This is a genomic window from Paraburkholderia caffeinilytica (genome assembly GCF_003368325.1).
Lineage (GTDB): Bacteria > Pseudomonadota > Gammaproteobacteria > Burkholderiales > Burkholderiaceae > Paraburkholderia > Paraburkholderia caffeinilytica.
This window is the reverse complement of the sequence record NZ_CP031467.1, coordinates 561,405-575,584: the sequence shown is the minus strand read 5'-3', so window position 1 is coordinate 575,584 and position 14,180 is coordinate 561,405. Positions and strand designations below refer to the sequence as shown.

The window sequence follows — 14,180 nt, the reverse complement described above, 5'->3', positions numbered from 1 at the left end:
GTCGTTCACAAGACGTTGCGCTCCTGTGCTTTTGTGTGGTCGTCTCCAGCGCGCCAGCGCGGTTTATCCTCCAGTTCAGAACGACAATGGCACTCATCGTACATAAATACGGCGGCACCTCGATGGGCTCGGTCGAGCGCATCAAGAACGTCGCCAAGCGCGTCGCGAAATGGCACAAGGCCGGCCACAAGATGGTCGTCGTGCCGTCGGCGATGTCCGGCGAAACCAACCGCCTGCTCGGTCTCGCGAAAGAAATCACGAGCCAGCCGAGTCCGCGCGAACTCGACATGATTGCCGCCACCGGCGAGCAGGTCAGCTCGGGTTTGCTCGCCATCGCGCTGCAGGAAGCCGGCGTCGAAGCGGTCAGCTATGCCGGCTGGCAAGTGCCGGTCAAAACGGATAGCGCGTTCACGAAAGCACGCATTAGCGAAATCGACGGCGAGCGCGTGCTGAGCGATCTCGACGCAGGCAAAGTGGTGGTGATCACGGGCTTCCAGGGCATCGATCCTGAAGGCCATATCACCACGCTCGGCCGTGGCGGTTCGGATACATCCGCGGTTGCTGTCGCTGCCGCCTTGAAGGCCGACGAGTGCCTGATTTACACGGACGTCGACGGCGTCTACACGACCGACCCGCGCGTGGTGGAAGAAGCGCGCCGCCTCGATCGCGTGACGTTTGAAGAAATGCTGGAAATGGCAAGCCTGGGTTCCAAGGTGCTGCAGATCCGCTCGGTGGAATTCGCCGGCAAATATCAGGTGAAGACGCGCGTGCTGTCGAGCCTGACCGATCCGCTGATCCCGCTCGACGCTGAAATGAAGTCGGGCACCCTGATTACTTTTGAAGAAGACGAGACCATGGAAAAAGCAGTCATCTCGGGCATCGCGTTCCAGCGCGACGAAGCTCGCATCGCCGTGATGGGTGTGCCCGACAAGCCGGGCATCGCGTATCAGATTCTCGGCCCGGTGGCGGACGCGAATATCGACGTCGACATGATCATTCAGAATCAGAGCGTCGAAGGTAAAACGGACTTCACGTTCACGGTCGGCCGCGGTGACTATCAGCGCGCCATGGACATCCTCACCGGCCAGGTGAAGGGTCACGTGCAAGCCGAGCAGGTGCTGGGCGATCCGAAGGTGTCGAAGGTCTCGGTGGTCGGCGTCGGCATGCGTTCGCATGTGGGTATCGCGAGCACGATGTTCCGCACGCTGTCGGAAGAGGGCATCAATATCCAGATGATCTCGACCTCCGAAATCAAGATTTCGGTGCTGATCGACGAGAAGTACATGGAGCTCGCCGTGCGCGCGCTGCATAAGGCGTTCGAACTGGACCAGGCCTAAAATCTGGACCTGGCTGCACCGGGTGGGGCGTACAAGAGCGCCTCATCGGTGAATGCGTGATTGTATGGCCGGACAATGTGAATAAATTGCGTCGTCGTTGATAAAACTGGCACAAAAAATGTGCGGTAGACATTGACCTTCGCGGTTCAGCCCGCTATTATCTTGGCTTCGTTGCGCTGACTCCCTGCGCAACCGAAAGTTTGGGAGACGTGGCCGAGAGGTCGAAGGCACTCCCCTGCTAAGGGAGCATCTGGGCCAAAACCTGGATCGAGGGTTCGAATCCCTCCGTCTCCGCCAGAAGTGGTAGAGAGAACCCCGCAGAGTCTAGGCTCTGCGGGGTTTTTGTTTATCTGCGACCTACGCAGCGACCATCAAATTAGTATCGGATTCCCGTGAACGTTCGCGGTACATCCGGGCGTTTCTTCGAGTTGGGTTGTCCCCGCGATACTTGGTCGCCTCTGCTTGTCAATGCTGCTAGACCTCATCCAGCCGCCGTTGAGCTATCCTTTGGCGCGTTGATCCTGGTTGATCCTGGTTAAGCCTCTGTGCCGAACACGCACGGTTCTCGCTATCGTGCATGCTTCGCCAGGCCCGTGACGCGAAAAGTTAGTAACCCTATAGATATAAACTAAATCTAGTTAGATTGCCCCCAGCGTTGACCAGCTATGAAATTCACGCAGTCTACCTGACGCTTCAAGTTCGATGCGAATATGAGACGCGTTACCCAAGCGAGGAAAGCACGCGTTTGTCGTCCTGCACGTCCTTGATGAAGTATCAGAACGGTGGCCGCAGAGTCGGCGGTTTTGCTGGTGAGTTTATAGCGGGCAGGGCTTACGCCGCCTCGGAGGTTGGCGATGGCGACGAGCAGCCTGGCGAAGATGAAGACCCTCGCGCCGGCGCTATGCCGGTGGCATCGCCGCCACGACCTGCCGAACGGCAGGAAGATTTCATCAGGATGATGCCGCTCCCAGTCATGATCAGCACGTGCGTCCCGGTCTAGCGGCTTTTATCGGAGTCGCCGCCATAGGCCGCCATGAAAACGTCCACGGCCCGGTTCACCACTTGCGTAATGTTGCGCGCCGAGACGTTCGCCGGCACGCCCAGTAGACATAACTCAACCAGCTCCGCTTCATATAGCGCTTGAAGGTGCGCTGTCGCGACGGTGACATTGCACTTGCACAACTGGCCCGCCTCGCTTGACTGCTGCAGAAAGTTCATCACCATCTGCCAGCCGATTTTCGGTCCGCGTTCGTAAAACAACGCACCCACATGCGAGCGGCCGCCTTCGTGAATGGTTAAGCGGCGCACCGCAAGCAATTGCGGCTTGAGAATGGCGGTCAGATAGTGCTTGCCGAAACCTGTCAGCGCCTCGCGGATCGGCACCGATGTCTTGAGCAGCGCAAACGCCTCTATCACTTCCTGCGCGGCGGACTCGATCATCACTTCGAAGAACATCTCTTCTTTCGACTTGAAGTAGCCATATAGCGTTGCTTTGGACGCGCCGGCCTGCGCTGCGATCTCGGACATCGACGCCTGCTCGAAGCCGACCTCACTGAAGACTTCAAATGCGGCGTCGACGATCGCCTGCCGCTTCTCTTCCGTTTTCTTTCTCATTCCCGAGGCTTCCCTGTGCTTTTCCGGACAGGTTCATGAAACCTGTCCGTGCGTGATGTTACCAAAACCTGTCACCAAACCCTGCCATCAAAACTGAACCCGCGAGTTTATTTATGTTGACACACCGACATTCACATAACTAAACTCAACGGTATTGTTAAGAGCGAATACTGACATCGTGAAAGAAACCATGGTAATCGGGGAGCGGGTGCGTCCCGTACGAATGACGAAGCCGGGCATGAGGTTTGCCGTCGGGCTTGCCATCACCGTGCTGGCGAGCGCATGCGCGCAATTGCCTGACATGCCGCAAAAACCGTCGCCGAAGGATGTGAGCAGCTACGAGACCGCGCACAGTTTCGGCACGGGCACGGACGCGCAGTCCACCTGGCCCACGGAACAGTGGTGGCTGCGCTACAACGATCCGCAGTTGAGCGCGCTGATCGCGGAAGCGTTAAAGGGCGAGCCGACATTGGCGACCGCGCAAGCGCGTCTGCACAATGCGGAAGCCTCGGCACAGGAAGCGGGCGCCGCGCTGCTGCCTGAAGTCAGCGCCCAAGGTTCAGTCGAAAAGCAGAAGCAGAGTTATAACAACGGCGTGCCGCCCGCTTTCGTGCCGCGCGGCTGGCGTCCGTACGGCACCGCCGAACTCAATTTCAGCTACGAGATCGACTTCTGGGGCAAGAACCGCGCGTCGCTCGCCGCTGCCACGTCGGAACTCGACGCGGCGCGCGCCGATGCCGCCCAGGCCCGCATGGTGCTGGCGGCGTCGATTGCCGACGCGTATGCGGATCTCGCGCGCCAGTTCGCCGAACGCGACAGCGCCGAAGCCGCGGTCAAGATCCGCACCCAGTCAGCGCAACTGTTCGCCGAACGTTTCGCTAACGGACTGGAGACGCAAGCCGGCGTCAAGCAGGCGGAATCTAGGCAGCAAAGCGCGCGCGCCGACCTGTTCGAACTCGACGAAGCGATTGCGCTCACCCGCAACCGGATTGCCGCGCTGATGGGCGACGGTCCCGATCGCGGCCTAGGCATCGGCCGTCCGGCCGTGGATCTGACGCAGCCAGTCGCGATGCCCGCCGACCTGGCGCTTGGTTTGTTGGGCCGCCGCCCCGACGTCGTCATTGCACGCTTGCGCGCGGAGGCGGCGAGCAAGCGGATTGACGTCGCCAAGGCCGGTTTCTATCCGAACGTGAATCTCTCGGCGATGATTGGCTTCCAGTCGCTCGGATTGAACATGCTGACGCGCGCGGGTTCGGCGGTCGGGAATGTCGGCCCGGCCGTCACGCTGCCGATCTTCAACGGCGGCCGGTTGCGCGGCCAGTTGCGCGGCGCGCGCGCGACTTACGACGAAGCCGTCGCCAACTACGACGAAACGCTGACCAGGGCGCTGCGCGACGTGGCCGACGTCGCCGTCAGCAAACGCGCGCTCACCGACCGGTTGCAGGCGACGCAGGCGTCTTACGACGCGGCCGCGCAGTCGCACCGGGTCGCGCTCGAGCGCTATCAGGGCGGTCTGTCCGGCTATCTCGACGTACTGAGCGCCGCCGACACGCTGGTCAGCGCGCAGCGCCAGCTCGCCGACATGCGCTCGCGCACCTTCACGCTGGACGTCTCGCTCGTGCGCGCGCTCGGTGGCGGTTATCAGGCCAACGCGGCCAACGCGGCCAACGCGGCCGGCTCGGCCAATACGTCGGCCGCCGCGCTGCCCGCCGCCGGTAGTACGAAGTCCGAAGCGAATCTGGGAGCGAACTCCGAAGCGAACCCGGAAGCGAGCCCACAAGCTAACCCGAAAAATCAAAGCTGATCCCAAGGACCAGAACATGTCTCAAAGCCATTCCCCCGTAGCCGACGCGCCGTCCGTGCCGGCCGCCGACCATTCCGCCTATGCCGGCGACAAGACGGCGACGGCCGCCGCGCCCGCCGCTTCCTCCGCCCGCCGCCAGAAACTGTTCGGCTTGCTAGGCGCGGTCATCGTCCTCGCCAGCCTCGCTTACGGCGGCTACTGGTACTTCATCGGCTCGCGTTATGTGTCGACCGACAACGCTTACACCGCGGCCGAAATCGCGTCGATCACGCCGTCGGTGAGCGGCATCGTGCAGCGCGTCGCCGCGGTCGATACGCAGCATGTCCGCAAGGGCGACGTGCTCGTCGTGATCGACGACACCGATGCGAAGCTCGCGCTCGAGCAGGCTGAAGCCGAAGTCGGACGCGCCGAGCGCAGAGTGCGCGGCTACCTCGCGACCGACGCCGGCCTCGCCGCCCAGGTGGACGCGCGCGCGGCCGACGAAGCGCGCACGAATGCGCAGATCGCGTCGGCCAAGGCCGACTTCGACCGTGCGGCGATCGACCTGAAGCGCCGCGAAGCGCTCGCGCATTCCGGCTCGGTTTCGGGCGAGGAACTCAGCAACGCGCAGACCTCGTTCGCGAGCGCCGAGGCGGCGCTGACGGCGGCCCGTGCCGCCGCATTGCAGGCGCAGGCGAGCCGTGCGGCGGCGGTCGGTTCACAGGACGCCAACAAGGTGCTCTTCGTCGATACCACCGTCGACACCAATCCTGAAGTGCTGCTCGCGCGCGCCAAGCGGGATCAGGCGCGCGTCGATCTGGAGCGCACGGTGTTGCGTGCGCCTGTCGACGGCGTCGTCGCGCGCCGCCAGGTGCAGGTGGGCCAGCGGGTCGAGCCGGGCGCGTCGCTGCTGTCTGTCGTGCCGGTGGATTCGCTGCACGTCGATGCGAATTTCAAGGAAGTTCAGCTCGACAACGTGCGGATCGGTCAGCCGGTCGAGCTGACGTCCGATCTGTACGGCGGCAAGGTCGTCTATCACGGCAAGGTCGCGGGACTGGCGGGCGGCGCGGGCTCGGCGTTCGCGATGATTCCCGCGCAGAACGCCACCGGCAACTGGATCAAGGTGGTCCAGCGCCTGCCGGTGCGGGTCGCCATCGACGCGGCCGATCTTCGCGCGCATCCGCTGGGTGTCGGTCTGTCGATGGAAGCGACCGTGGATACGCGCAACGGCGGCGACGCCACGCCCGCAAGCTGAGGCCGCGCCGACCATGTCTTCCAGTCAAACGCGGGATATCCCGCTGCCGCCGCTCAGCGGCGGCATGCTGATCGGCGCGGCGCTGCTGCTGGCTGCGGCCAACTTTGTCGCGGTGCTGGACACGACGATCGCGAACGTGTCGGTGCCGACCATCTCCGGGGCACTGGGCGCGTCGTCGAGCCAGGGCACCTACGTCATTACGTCGTACGCAGTGGCCGAGGCGATCACCGTGCCGTTGACCGGCTGGCTGGCAAGCCGCTTCGGCACGGTGCGCGTGTTCATCACGTCGCTGATCATGTTCGGCCTGTGTTCGGCGCTGTGCGGCATGGCGACGTCGCTCGGCATGCTGGTGCTGTTCCGCGTGTTTCAGGGACTCGCCGGCGGGCCGCTGATGCCGCTGTCGCAAACGCTGCTGCTGCGCATTTTCCCGAAGGAGAAAGCGGCTGCGGCGATCGGCTTGTGGAGCATGACGACTTTGGTCGCGCCGGTGATGGGGCCGATCCTGGGCGGCATGATCTGCGACCGCATGCACTGGGCGTACATCTTCTATATCAACGTTCCCGTCGCGCTGATCTGCGGGTATCTCGGATGGCGACTGCTGAAGCGCTACGAGACGAGCCTGATGCGCGTTCCAATCGACGCCGTGGGTCTCGCGCTGCTGGTGGTGTGGGTCGGAGCGCTGCAAATTCTGCTCGACGAAGGCAAGGACAACGACTGGTTCGCATCGACGGAAATCCGCGTACTCGCGATCATCGCGGCGATCGGCTTTGCGTCGTTCCTGATCTGGGAACTGACGGACCGTCATCCCGTCGTCGATCTGCGGGTGTTCCGTCATCGCGGCTTTAGCGCGAGCGTCGTCACGATCACGCTGGCATTCGGCGCGTTTTTCGGCGCCACCGTGCTGACGCCGTTGTGGCTGCAGAGCTACATGGGCTACACGGCGACGTGGGCGGGGTGCGCCACGGCGATGACCGGCATCCTCGCCGTGCTCTCGGCACCGCTCGCGGCCAACCTGTCGTCCCGATTCGACGGCCGCTGGCTGGTGTTCGCCGGCGTGATGTGGCTCGGCGCGATCACGCTGTTGCGCACGCATGCGAATACCGACATGACGTTCTGGCAGGTGGCGTTGCCGCTGCTGCTGCAAGGCATCGGCTTGCCGTTCTTCTTCGTGCCGCTCACGGGTCTCGCGCTGAGCAGCGTCGAGGAACCTGAAACCGCATCGGCGGCGGGACTCATGAATTTCTGCCGGACCTTCGGCGGTGCGATTGCGACGTCGCTGGTCAATACGAGTTGGGAAGACCGGACCAAATATGACCGGGCGGAATTGTCGGGACTCGTCGATCAGGCCGGCCACTTCTCGACCATGCTGACCCATTCCGGCTGGAGCGCGAGTCAGGCGCAGGCGCAGATCAGCGACGTGGTGCAGTCGCAGGCGGTGATGCTCGCGACCAATCAGCTCTTCACGATTGCAGCCGCCTGTTTCATTTTCGCCGCGCTCGCGGTCTGGCTGGCGCCGAAACCGACGCGGGTCGCGGACACGTCGCAGGCGCACTGAAGGTGCACCGAATGCGCACTCAAGCGCCATGCGTCTTTCGTCCTCGCGCGGAATTCGCGAACCGTCATCAACACGGAACAGTTATGTCCAACGCAACACGCATTGTCATCGTCGGCGGCGGAATCGCCGGCATTCTGCTCGCCACGCGGCTGGGCAACCATTTTACGCATTCGCACGAGGCGTCAGTGACGCTGATCGACAGCAGCCCCACGCACATCTGGAAGCCGATGCTGCATACCATCGCGGCCGGCACGCGCGACGTGAAGCAACAGCAGGTGAGCTACCTCGCGCATGCAAGCGCGCACCGCTTTGCCTGGCAGCCAGGCGAGATGTGCGGACTGGACCGGCAGCGCAAGGAAGTCCTGCTCAATGAAGTCAGGACGCCCGAAGGCGAACTGGTGCTGGAGGCACGAGCGGTTCCGTACGACGTACTGGTGCTGTCGGTGGGCAGCCGGGCAAACGACTTCGGTGTCCCCGGCGTCAGGCAGCACTGTCATTTCATCGACAGCCAGCAGCAGGCCGAAGCCTTCAACGGCGTGTTGCGCGCGCGTATGCTGCGCGCGGTGGTGCGGGACGAAAGGCTGCGCGTCGCGATTGTCGGCGCCGGCGCTACCGGCGTCGAGCTTGCCGCCGAGTTGAGCCGGGTGCTCGAAATTGCGCAAGGCTACGGCGATCCGACACTGCGCAGCCGGCTGAGTCTCACGCTGCTGGAAAGCGGCCCGCGCGTGCTCGCCTCGTTTCCGCCGGCGATCTCCGCATCGACCCAGCAACAGCTCGAGCACATCGGCTTTCGCGTGCTGACCTCGGCGCGCGTCACGGCGGCGCAGGAGGACGGATTCCGGCACGGCGACGACCGCCTGGTGAAGGCGGATCTGATGGTGTGGGCCGCGGGCGTCAAGGCGCCGGACTTCATGAGCGAGCTGGCCGGGCTGGAAACCAATCGCGCGAATCAGATCGTGATCGACGCGACGCTTCAGTCGACCCGCGACGACCGGGTGTTCGCGCTCGGCGATTGCGCGAGCTTGACGCCCGCGAACAATGAGAGGCCGTTGCCGCCCACCGCGCAAGTGGCCACGCAGCAGGCGGAGCATCTGGCCCGTCACCTGCCTGGATGGCTCGCCGGCGTGCCGATGCCGGAGTTCGCGTTTCGGGACTTCGGCTCGCTCGTGTCGTTGAGCGACTACGGCGCATTCGGCACACTCGGACGGTTTGGCTTCTTCCCGGGCGGCTTCATTCGCGGGCGCTTCGCGCAACTGAGCCACGCCATGCTTTATCGACGTCATCAGCAGGCGCTTCACGGTTTCGGCAGAGCGGGGCTGCTGTGGACCGCCGAGCAGATCAACGGACTGGTCCAGCCGAAGATCCGGTTGAGTTGACGACGCTTTGCCTCTAGCGCAGCGGCCCGGCATGCCGCGATTCCAGATGGATCAGCCATGGTGAACGACGACGACAGTGACCGTTACCGCGCAATGTGGGACGAGATGACGATGCTCCACATGAGCGTTTCCGCGATTCGCAAGGCGCAGGGCAAACTCAATCCGTCCGACTGCGAAGCGAACACCGCCGAATACGAAAAGGTGGTGGACGACTACGCGGACGACCTCGAACGCGCGATGCGCGAGGCATGGTGGACCAGATGGCTCGACCAGCGGCGCTAGGCGCCGACGCCCGCGAGCATCCGCAATGACGAGCACGCGCAACGGCCGATGCGGCATTACAGGTATTTTCCATGAACCGTCCCGTTATGAATCTCTTTCAGGCCATGCAGGTCTTTGTACAGGTCGCCGATTGCAGGAGCTTCGCGCAGACGGCGGAGCGGCTCAGCACGTCGACGTCCGTCGTCACGCGCCATGTGTCGAGTCTGGAAAAACACCTCGGCATCCGCCTGTTTCAGCGCACTACGCGCAAAGTCGTGCTGACTCAGGCGGGTGCCGAGTACGCCGACGGCTGCCGGGATCTGCTGAAACAACTCGATGAAGTCGAATCCCGCGCGACTACGGAGCAAACCGAATTAAGCGGTGAGATCCGCATCGTTGCATTGGGCAGCTTTTCGCTCCTGCAACTCACACCGCTCTTCGCGGACTACCAGGCGAGATTTCCACGAGTGAACCTCAACGTCACGCTGACCGAGCGGCGTGTCGACCTGCTCGAAGGCGGCTTCGACGTCGGGATCGTGAGCGAGCAGATGGTCCGCTCGGAAACGCTGATCTTGCGGCGGCTGATCAGCTCGTTCGTCATTCCGGTCGCGTCGCCCGACTATCTTGCCCAGGCGGGCTACCCGGAAATTCCCGCGGACCTGAAGAGGTGCAGGGTGATTTCAGTACCCGCCGACGGCGCCCAGCAAGCGTGGATTTTCGTCGACCGTGAGGGGAAGGAAGAAAGCGTCACCGTTCAACCGTCGATGACCGTCAACAGCCTCGTGATGCAAATGCAGTCGGCGCTCAACGGCATGGGCGTTGCCCTGCTGCCCAGCGAGCTGGTTGCGGATGCGCTTCGGGCGAGGACGCTGGTTCATGTCCTCGACGGGTATTCGCTGATCAATGCGGACGTGGCTGTTTCGCTTGTCTATCCGAGCCGGGACTTCGTGCCGCGCAAGGTGAGGGAGTTCATCGACCTGGCGGTGAGCCATTTCAGTTGATGCAGGGGGACTCACGCGGCACGCGGTCCCTGGCGATCGCTTGAAGGAACTCACTACAGGTAAGCACGAATGAGTCGTCTCACTTTTTCCAGTGCTTTGCGAAGATCCTCTAGTTCCACCGAGCCGAGCGCCACGCGGATCGCATGCGGCACGGAAGCACATGTGGAAAACGGTTCGGCGGTGGAAACCGAAACGTGTTCGCGCGTGAGTGCCATCGCGATCTGGTCGGCGCGAATATCTTCTGTCAGAGGAAGCCAGAGGAAATAGGACGATGGATGGCCGACGGATCCTAGTCCCGCAAGGATATCGCGTGCCATCGACTGCCGGATCGCTGCGTCCTGCCGCTTCTCGACCTCCAACCTGGCGACGGTGCCATCGTCGAGCCAGCCGCAGGCGATCGCTGTTACCACGCCGGGCGTATTCCAGGTGGTCGCCCTGATGGTTCGCTCGATGGCGGGCACCCATTGAACTGGCGCGACCGCGAAGCCGAAGCGCAGCCCGGTGGCGACGCTCTTTGAGAGCCCTGAGACGTACACGGTCGTTTCGGGTGCAAGCGCCGCCAGGGGAGGCGGCGGCGCCTTCGCGAGGAACGCATAGGCGGCGTCCTCGATGATGAGGAGCCCATGTTTGCGCGCGATCTTCACCGATTGCGGATCTATCAGAAGTTCGTGCAGCCCAGCTTAACGTGCGCCTTCTGCTAAGGCGTATTCAGGTATTTCACGATCCAGCTAAAACAGCGGAATTCGGTACGGCCGTTCACCGACAATTTGGAAAGCTCAACAAGTCATGGAATCACTATTACCCAAGCGGCGTATCCAGCGACGCGGAGCGGAAGGCCGCGGAGCTGATCCAGAGCACCCTGACGCAGTTCACGTCCCTTACGGATGAAGCTTTAGCCGCTGCTAGCGCGAGCAATTTCGATGCGGCGTCTTCCGTGATCGAAAAGATCGTCCCGATAACCGAGACCATGAACGACGCACTGGACCAGGATGCCGCACTCAATCTGGCTCAGGCCCAGCAATTTGTCGATGACGGTAAATCGACGTTCACGACTATCCTCTGGATCGCAATTGTTCTTCTCGGTGCCGGCGTTATGGTTGCCCTCGGTGCATCGACCTATCTGCTGCGTGCAATCGCGAAGCCGCTCAACAAGGCGGTTGAGGGCGCGAACAATATCGCGAGCGGCAAGCTTGAAAATCAGATCGCAGTTGATTCAGGAGGCGAGTTAGGCCAGCTTCTCGAGGCACTGAAGAAAATGGACCACCAGCTCAGCAATACGGTTCGCGGGATTAAGGTGTCCACCGAGTCGGTCGCTGTGGCGTCGCGTGAAATTGCCAGCGGCAACACCGATTTGTCGGCACGCACCGAGGAGCAGGCGGCGTCGCTTGAAGAAACCGCAGCCAGCATGACGCAGTTGACCGAAACAGTGAAGCAGAACGCCGACAATGCCCGGCAGGCGAACGCGCTGGCTACCAATGCCACTGACATGGCCGATACAGGTAACGACTCGGTTCAGGCCATGGTCGGGACAATCGGACAGATCAGCAGTAGTTCAAGCAAGATTTCCGAAATCACCAGCGTCATTGAAGGCATTGCTTTCCAGACGAACATCCTTGCGCTCAACGCAGCCGTCGAAGCCGCACGTGCCGGCGAACAGGGGCGAGGCTTTGCCGTGGTCGCCAGTGAGGTCCGCAGTCTGGCTCAGCGCTCCGCCACCGCTGCAAAGGAAATCAAGGAGCTGATCAGCTCGTCCGTGACAACGATTCAGGACGGCGCAAAGCAGGCAGCGGAAGTCAGCGCCACCATGGGACAGGTCAAGCACGCAATCAAACAGGTTTCCGATATTGTCGGCGAGATCGCGGCAGCTTCTGAAGAACAGAGCCGTGGCATCGAGCAGGTGAACCAGGCCGTCGGCCAGATGGACGAAGTCACTCAGCAGAACGCGGCGCTTGTCGAGCAGGCCGCGGCCGCAGCGCAGTCACTTGAAGAGCAGGCAACCAGGCTGAAGGAGGCCGTGTCCGTGTTCAGGATCGCCGACACGGGGCAATCTGCGGCACGCGTGGCGATTCCGCAAGGCAAGCCCCGCCTGCCTGCCCCGAGGACGCCGGTCACGCGTCGTGCTGAGCCCTCGAAGCCACCGGTTGCTCCTTCCGCCAATAGTGACAAACACTCCGTCACCGTAGCAGCCACGGCGACCGCGGACTGGGAAACGTTCTGATCACGAGATGTGTCATGTTCAGGCTCTTTAAAACGCAGAGCGGCGCCGCAGACATTGAGGTCCGGCCGGTTTCACCTGAGCAGTCGCAGCCAGTTCCAGCCCAACAATCTGAACAGGTGAACGACGACATGTTGCTCGATTCGCTTGCGACGCTATCGAAGATAAACGGTATGAGCGTGGTTCAACACGGCGCGCGCCTTGCGGTCTTCGGAGAATTGCTGGTTTCGGTGTTGACGCACCTGCCAGCCTCGATGCGGGCGGAAATTGCCGGCTCGTTCCGCGGCAGGATCGAGGATCTGATGTCCCTGGGTGACGACAGGGGCCTGCCGGAACAATACCACTCGGCTCTTTTGACCGAGGTCAACCGTTACCTGAATGCCCTTCGGTAGCCTGCCCGTCGAGGAAACCGGGTTGCGATGGGGCTGAACTCGCGTGCGTTGCTGGAGAAGGTCTCCGGTGAGGACCTGTCGAACGAAACCTTTCCCTTTGCAGTGTCACGCGAGATCAAGATCGGGTACCCAACATATCCTTTCAGGACAAACCCTGGTCTTTTGGTATCGGTTCGACATCGTGCGTTGTGTCGACGACACCACGACCTCGTATCTCTCCGGCTTACCTCGGCGCGGAGAACTGTCGGATTCGCTCGATCAGCGGGTGTGAACGCCTTGTATTCCATAGCTGCTTCACAGCATCGCAAGCTTGCCGGTACGTGTCGATAGGAAAGATTTTTCTTCCTGTTTAGAAAGAAAAGGTCGTCTTTTCTTATTGTTTTTGTGTGCCTACAGTCCTTTTGCGCGTCGTCCTCCGGTGCGCTTATACCCAACATTCCAAGAGCCGGGAGACCCCCGTAGCACGACCTGGAATCACACAGGAGTTGAGAATGCTGTTCAGATCGTTCGTTCCAACTGTTCTTCTCGTGGCAGCGAGCCTCGCGTCGTCGACCGACGCGCTCGCGGCCGATACCCTCGCGAAAATCAAGAGCACTGGCGAGATCCGGCTCGGCGTTCGTGACGCGTCCGTTCCGTTCTCCTATCTGGACCAGAACCAGAACTATGTCGGCTTTTCGATTGACCTGTGCCACAAGATCGTCGACAAGATCAAGGAAGCCGTGCCCGCACTGAAGGTTACCAACGTGCCGGTGACGTCGGCAAACCGCATTGCGCTCGTCAACAACGGGAACGTCGACATCGAATGCGCAGCCACAGCGAACACGCCCGATCGTCAGCAGCAGGTTGGGTTTTCGGTCGCGACTTTTGTCAGCCATACGCGCTGGCTAGTCAGGGCTGACTCCGGTATCAAGACCGACGCCGATCTGAAAGGCAAAACCGTCGTCTATACGCAAGGTTCCAATGCGCTTGGATTCGCGAAAGAAATCAGCGACAAAAATAACCTCGACCTGAAGTACATCCCGGCGCACGACCACGGCGAATCGATGCTTGTTCTCGAAAGTGGCCGCGCTGCCGCATTCATCGAGGATGACGTCTTGCTCGCCGCGAAGAAGGCCGATGCGAAGGACCCGAAAGCCTACATGTTTGTTCCGCAGTCGTACAACACGCTCTACTACGGATTGATGATTCCGAAGAACGATCCCGCATTCAAGCAGGTTGTAGACGACACGCTGAAGTCGTTGATGGCGTCCGGCGAGTTCACGAAGATCTACGACAAGTGGTTCGTGGGCGCCATTCCGCCGCGCGGCATCAAGATGGACTTCCCGATGAGCAACGATCTGAAGGAGCGTGTCAAGTCGCCCAGCGATAAGGTTCCGTCTTGAACAGGTAAG

The 14,180-nt window shown here is 61.8% G+C and carries 11 protein-coding genes, 1 tRNA gene and 1 pseudogene; 11 read left to right on the top strand and 2 right to left on the bottom strand.

What is annotated here, in order from left to right; genetic code table 11:
• Positions 1–86 precede the first annotated feature (86 nt).
• Positions 87–1,337 (top strand): aspartate kinase, encoded by a 1,251-nt coding sequence (locus tag DSC91_RS18515; RefSeq protein WP_115780304.1) that lies wholly within the window; start codon positions 87–89, stop codon positions 1,335–1,337.
• Between the two features lie 203 nt (positions 1,338–1,540).
• Positions 1,541–1,634 (top strand) — tRNA-Ser (locus tag DSC91_RS18510).
• Positions 1,635–2,333: 699 nt separating this feature from the next.
• Here DSC91_RS18510 and DSC91_RS18500 read toward each other — a convergent pair.
• Positions 2,334–2,951 carry a TetR/AcrR family transcriptional regulator gene (locus DSC91_RS18500; RefSeq protein ID WP_115780302.1) on the bottom strand — a complete coding sequence of 206 codons (618 nt, stop codon included), beginning with the start codon at positions 2,949–2,951 and terminating at the stop codon, positions 2,334–2,336.
• A 238-nt stretch (positions 2,952–3,189) separates the two neighbouring features.
• Between DSC91_RS18500 and DSC91_RS18495 the strand changes: the two genes are divergently transcribed.
• The 6 genes from DSC91_RS18495 to DSC91_RS18470 all read left to right on the top strand — a co-directional run bounded on the left by DSC91_RS18495 (position 3,190) and on the right by DSC91_RS18470 (position 10,182).
• Positions 3,190–4,755, top strand: coding sequence for an efflux transporter outer membrane subunit (locus DSC91_RS18495; protein ID WP_229758053.1), 1,566 nt, complete (start codon positions 3,190–3,192; stop codon positions 4,753–4,755).
• Positions 4,756–4,771: 16 nt separating this feature from the next.
• Positions 4,772–5,989, top strand: a complete 1,218-nt coding sequence (locus DSC91_RS18490) for an HlyD family secretion protein (RefSeq protein ID WP_115780301.1) — start codon at positions 4,772–4,774, stop codon at positions 5,987–5,989.
• 13 nt (positions 5,990–6,002) lie between these two features.
• Positions 6,003–7,544: a DHA2 family efflux MFS transporter permease subunit gene (locus DSC91_RS18485; RefSeq protein ID WP_115780300.1), complete on the top strand. Its 1,542-nt coding sequence runs from the start codon at positions 6,003–6,005 to the stop codon at positions 7,542–7,544.
• A gap of 83 nt (positions 7,545–7,627) precedes the next feature.
• Positions 7,628–8,920, top strand: a complete 1,293-nt coding sequence (locus DSC91_RS18480) for an NAD(P)/FAD-dependent oxidoreductase (protein ID WP_115780299.1) — start codon at positions 7,628–7,630, stop codon at positions 8,918–8,920.
• 57 nt (positions 8,921–8,977) lie between these two features.
• On the top strand, positions 8,978–9,202 hold the full coding sequence (locus DSC91_RS18475; RefSeq protein WP_115780298.1) for a hypothetical protein: 225 nt from the start codon (positions 8,978–8,980) through the stop codon (positions 9,200–9,202).
• 71 nt (positions 9,203–9,273) lie between these two features.
• Positions 9,274–10,182, top strand: a complete 909-nt coding sequence (locus DSC91_RS18470) for a LysR family transcriptional regulator (protein ID WP_229758054.1) — start codon at positions 9,274–9,276, stop codon at positions 10,180–10,182.
• Positions 10,183–10,235: 53 nt separating this feature from the next.
• On the opposite strand, the pseudogene DSC91_RS18465 reads toward DSC91_RS18470, so the two are convergent.
• A pseudogene (locus DSC91_RS18465) lies at positions 10,236–10,832 on the bottom strand (aminotransferase class I/II-fold pyridoxal phosphate-dependent enzyme); the annotation flags it as partial.
• 35 nt (positions 10,833–10,867) lie between these two features.
• Between DSC91_RS18465 and DSC91_RS18460 the strand changes: the two are divergent.
• From DSC91_RS18460 to DSC91_RS18450, 3 genes are all read left to right on the top strand, one after another.
• Positions 10,868–12,400, top strand: coding sequence for a methyl-accepting chemotaxis protein (locus tag DSC91_RS18460; protein ID WP_279636333.1), 1,533 nt, complete (start codon positions 10,868–10,870; stop codon positions 12,398–12,400).
• A gap of 14 nt (positions 12,401–12,414) precedes the next feature.
• Positions 12,415–12,789 (top strand): hypothetical protein, encoded by a 375-nt coding sequence (locus DSC91_RS18455; protein ID WP_115780294.1) that lies wholly within the window; start codon positions 12,415–12,417, stop codon positions 12,787–12,789.
• Between the two features lie 491 nt (positions 12,790–13,280).
• Positions 13,281–14,171: an amino acid ABC transporter substrate-binding protein gene (locus DSC91_RS18450; RefSeq protein WP_115780293.1), complete on the top strand. Its 891-nt coding sequence runs from the start codon at positions 13,281–13,283 to the stop codon at positions 14,169–14,171.
• Positions 14,172–14,180: the final 9 nt, after the last annotated feature.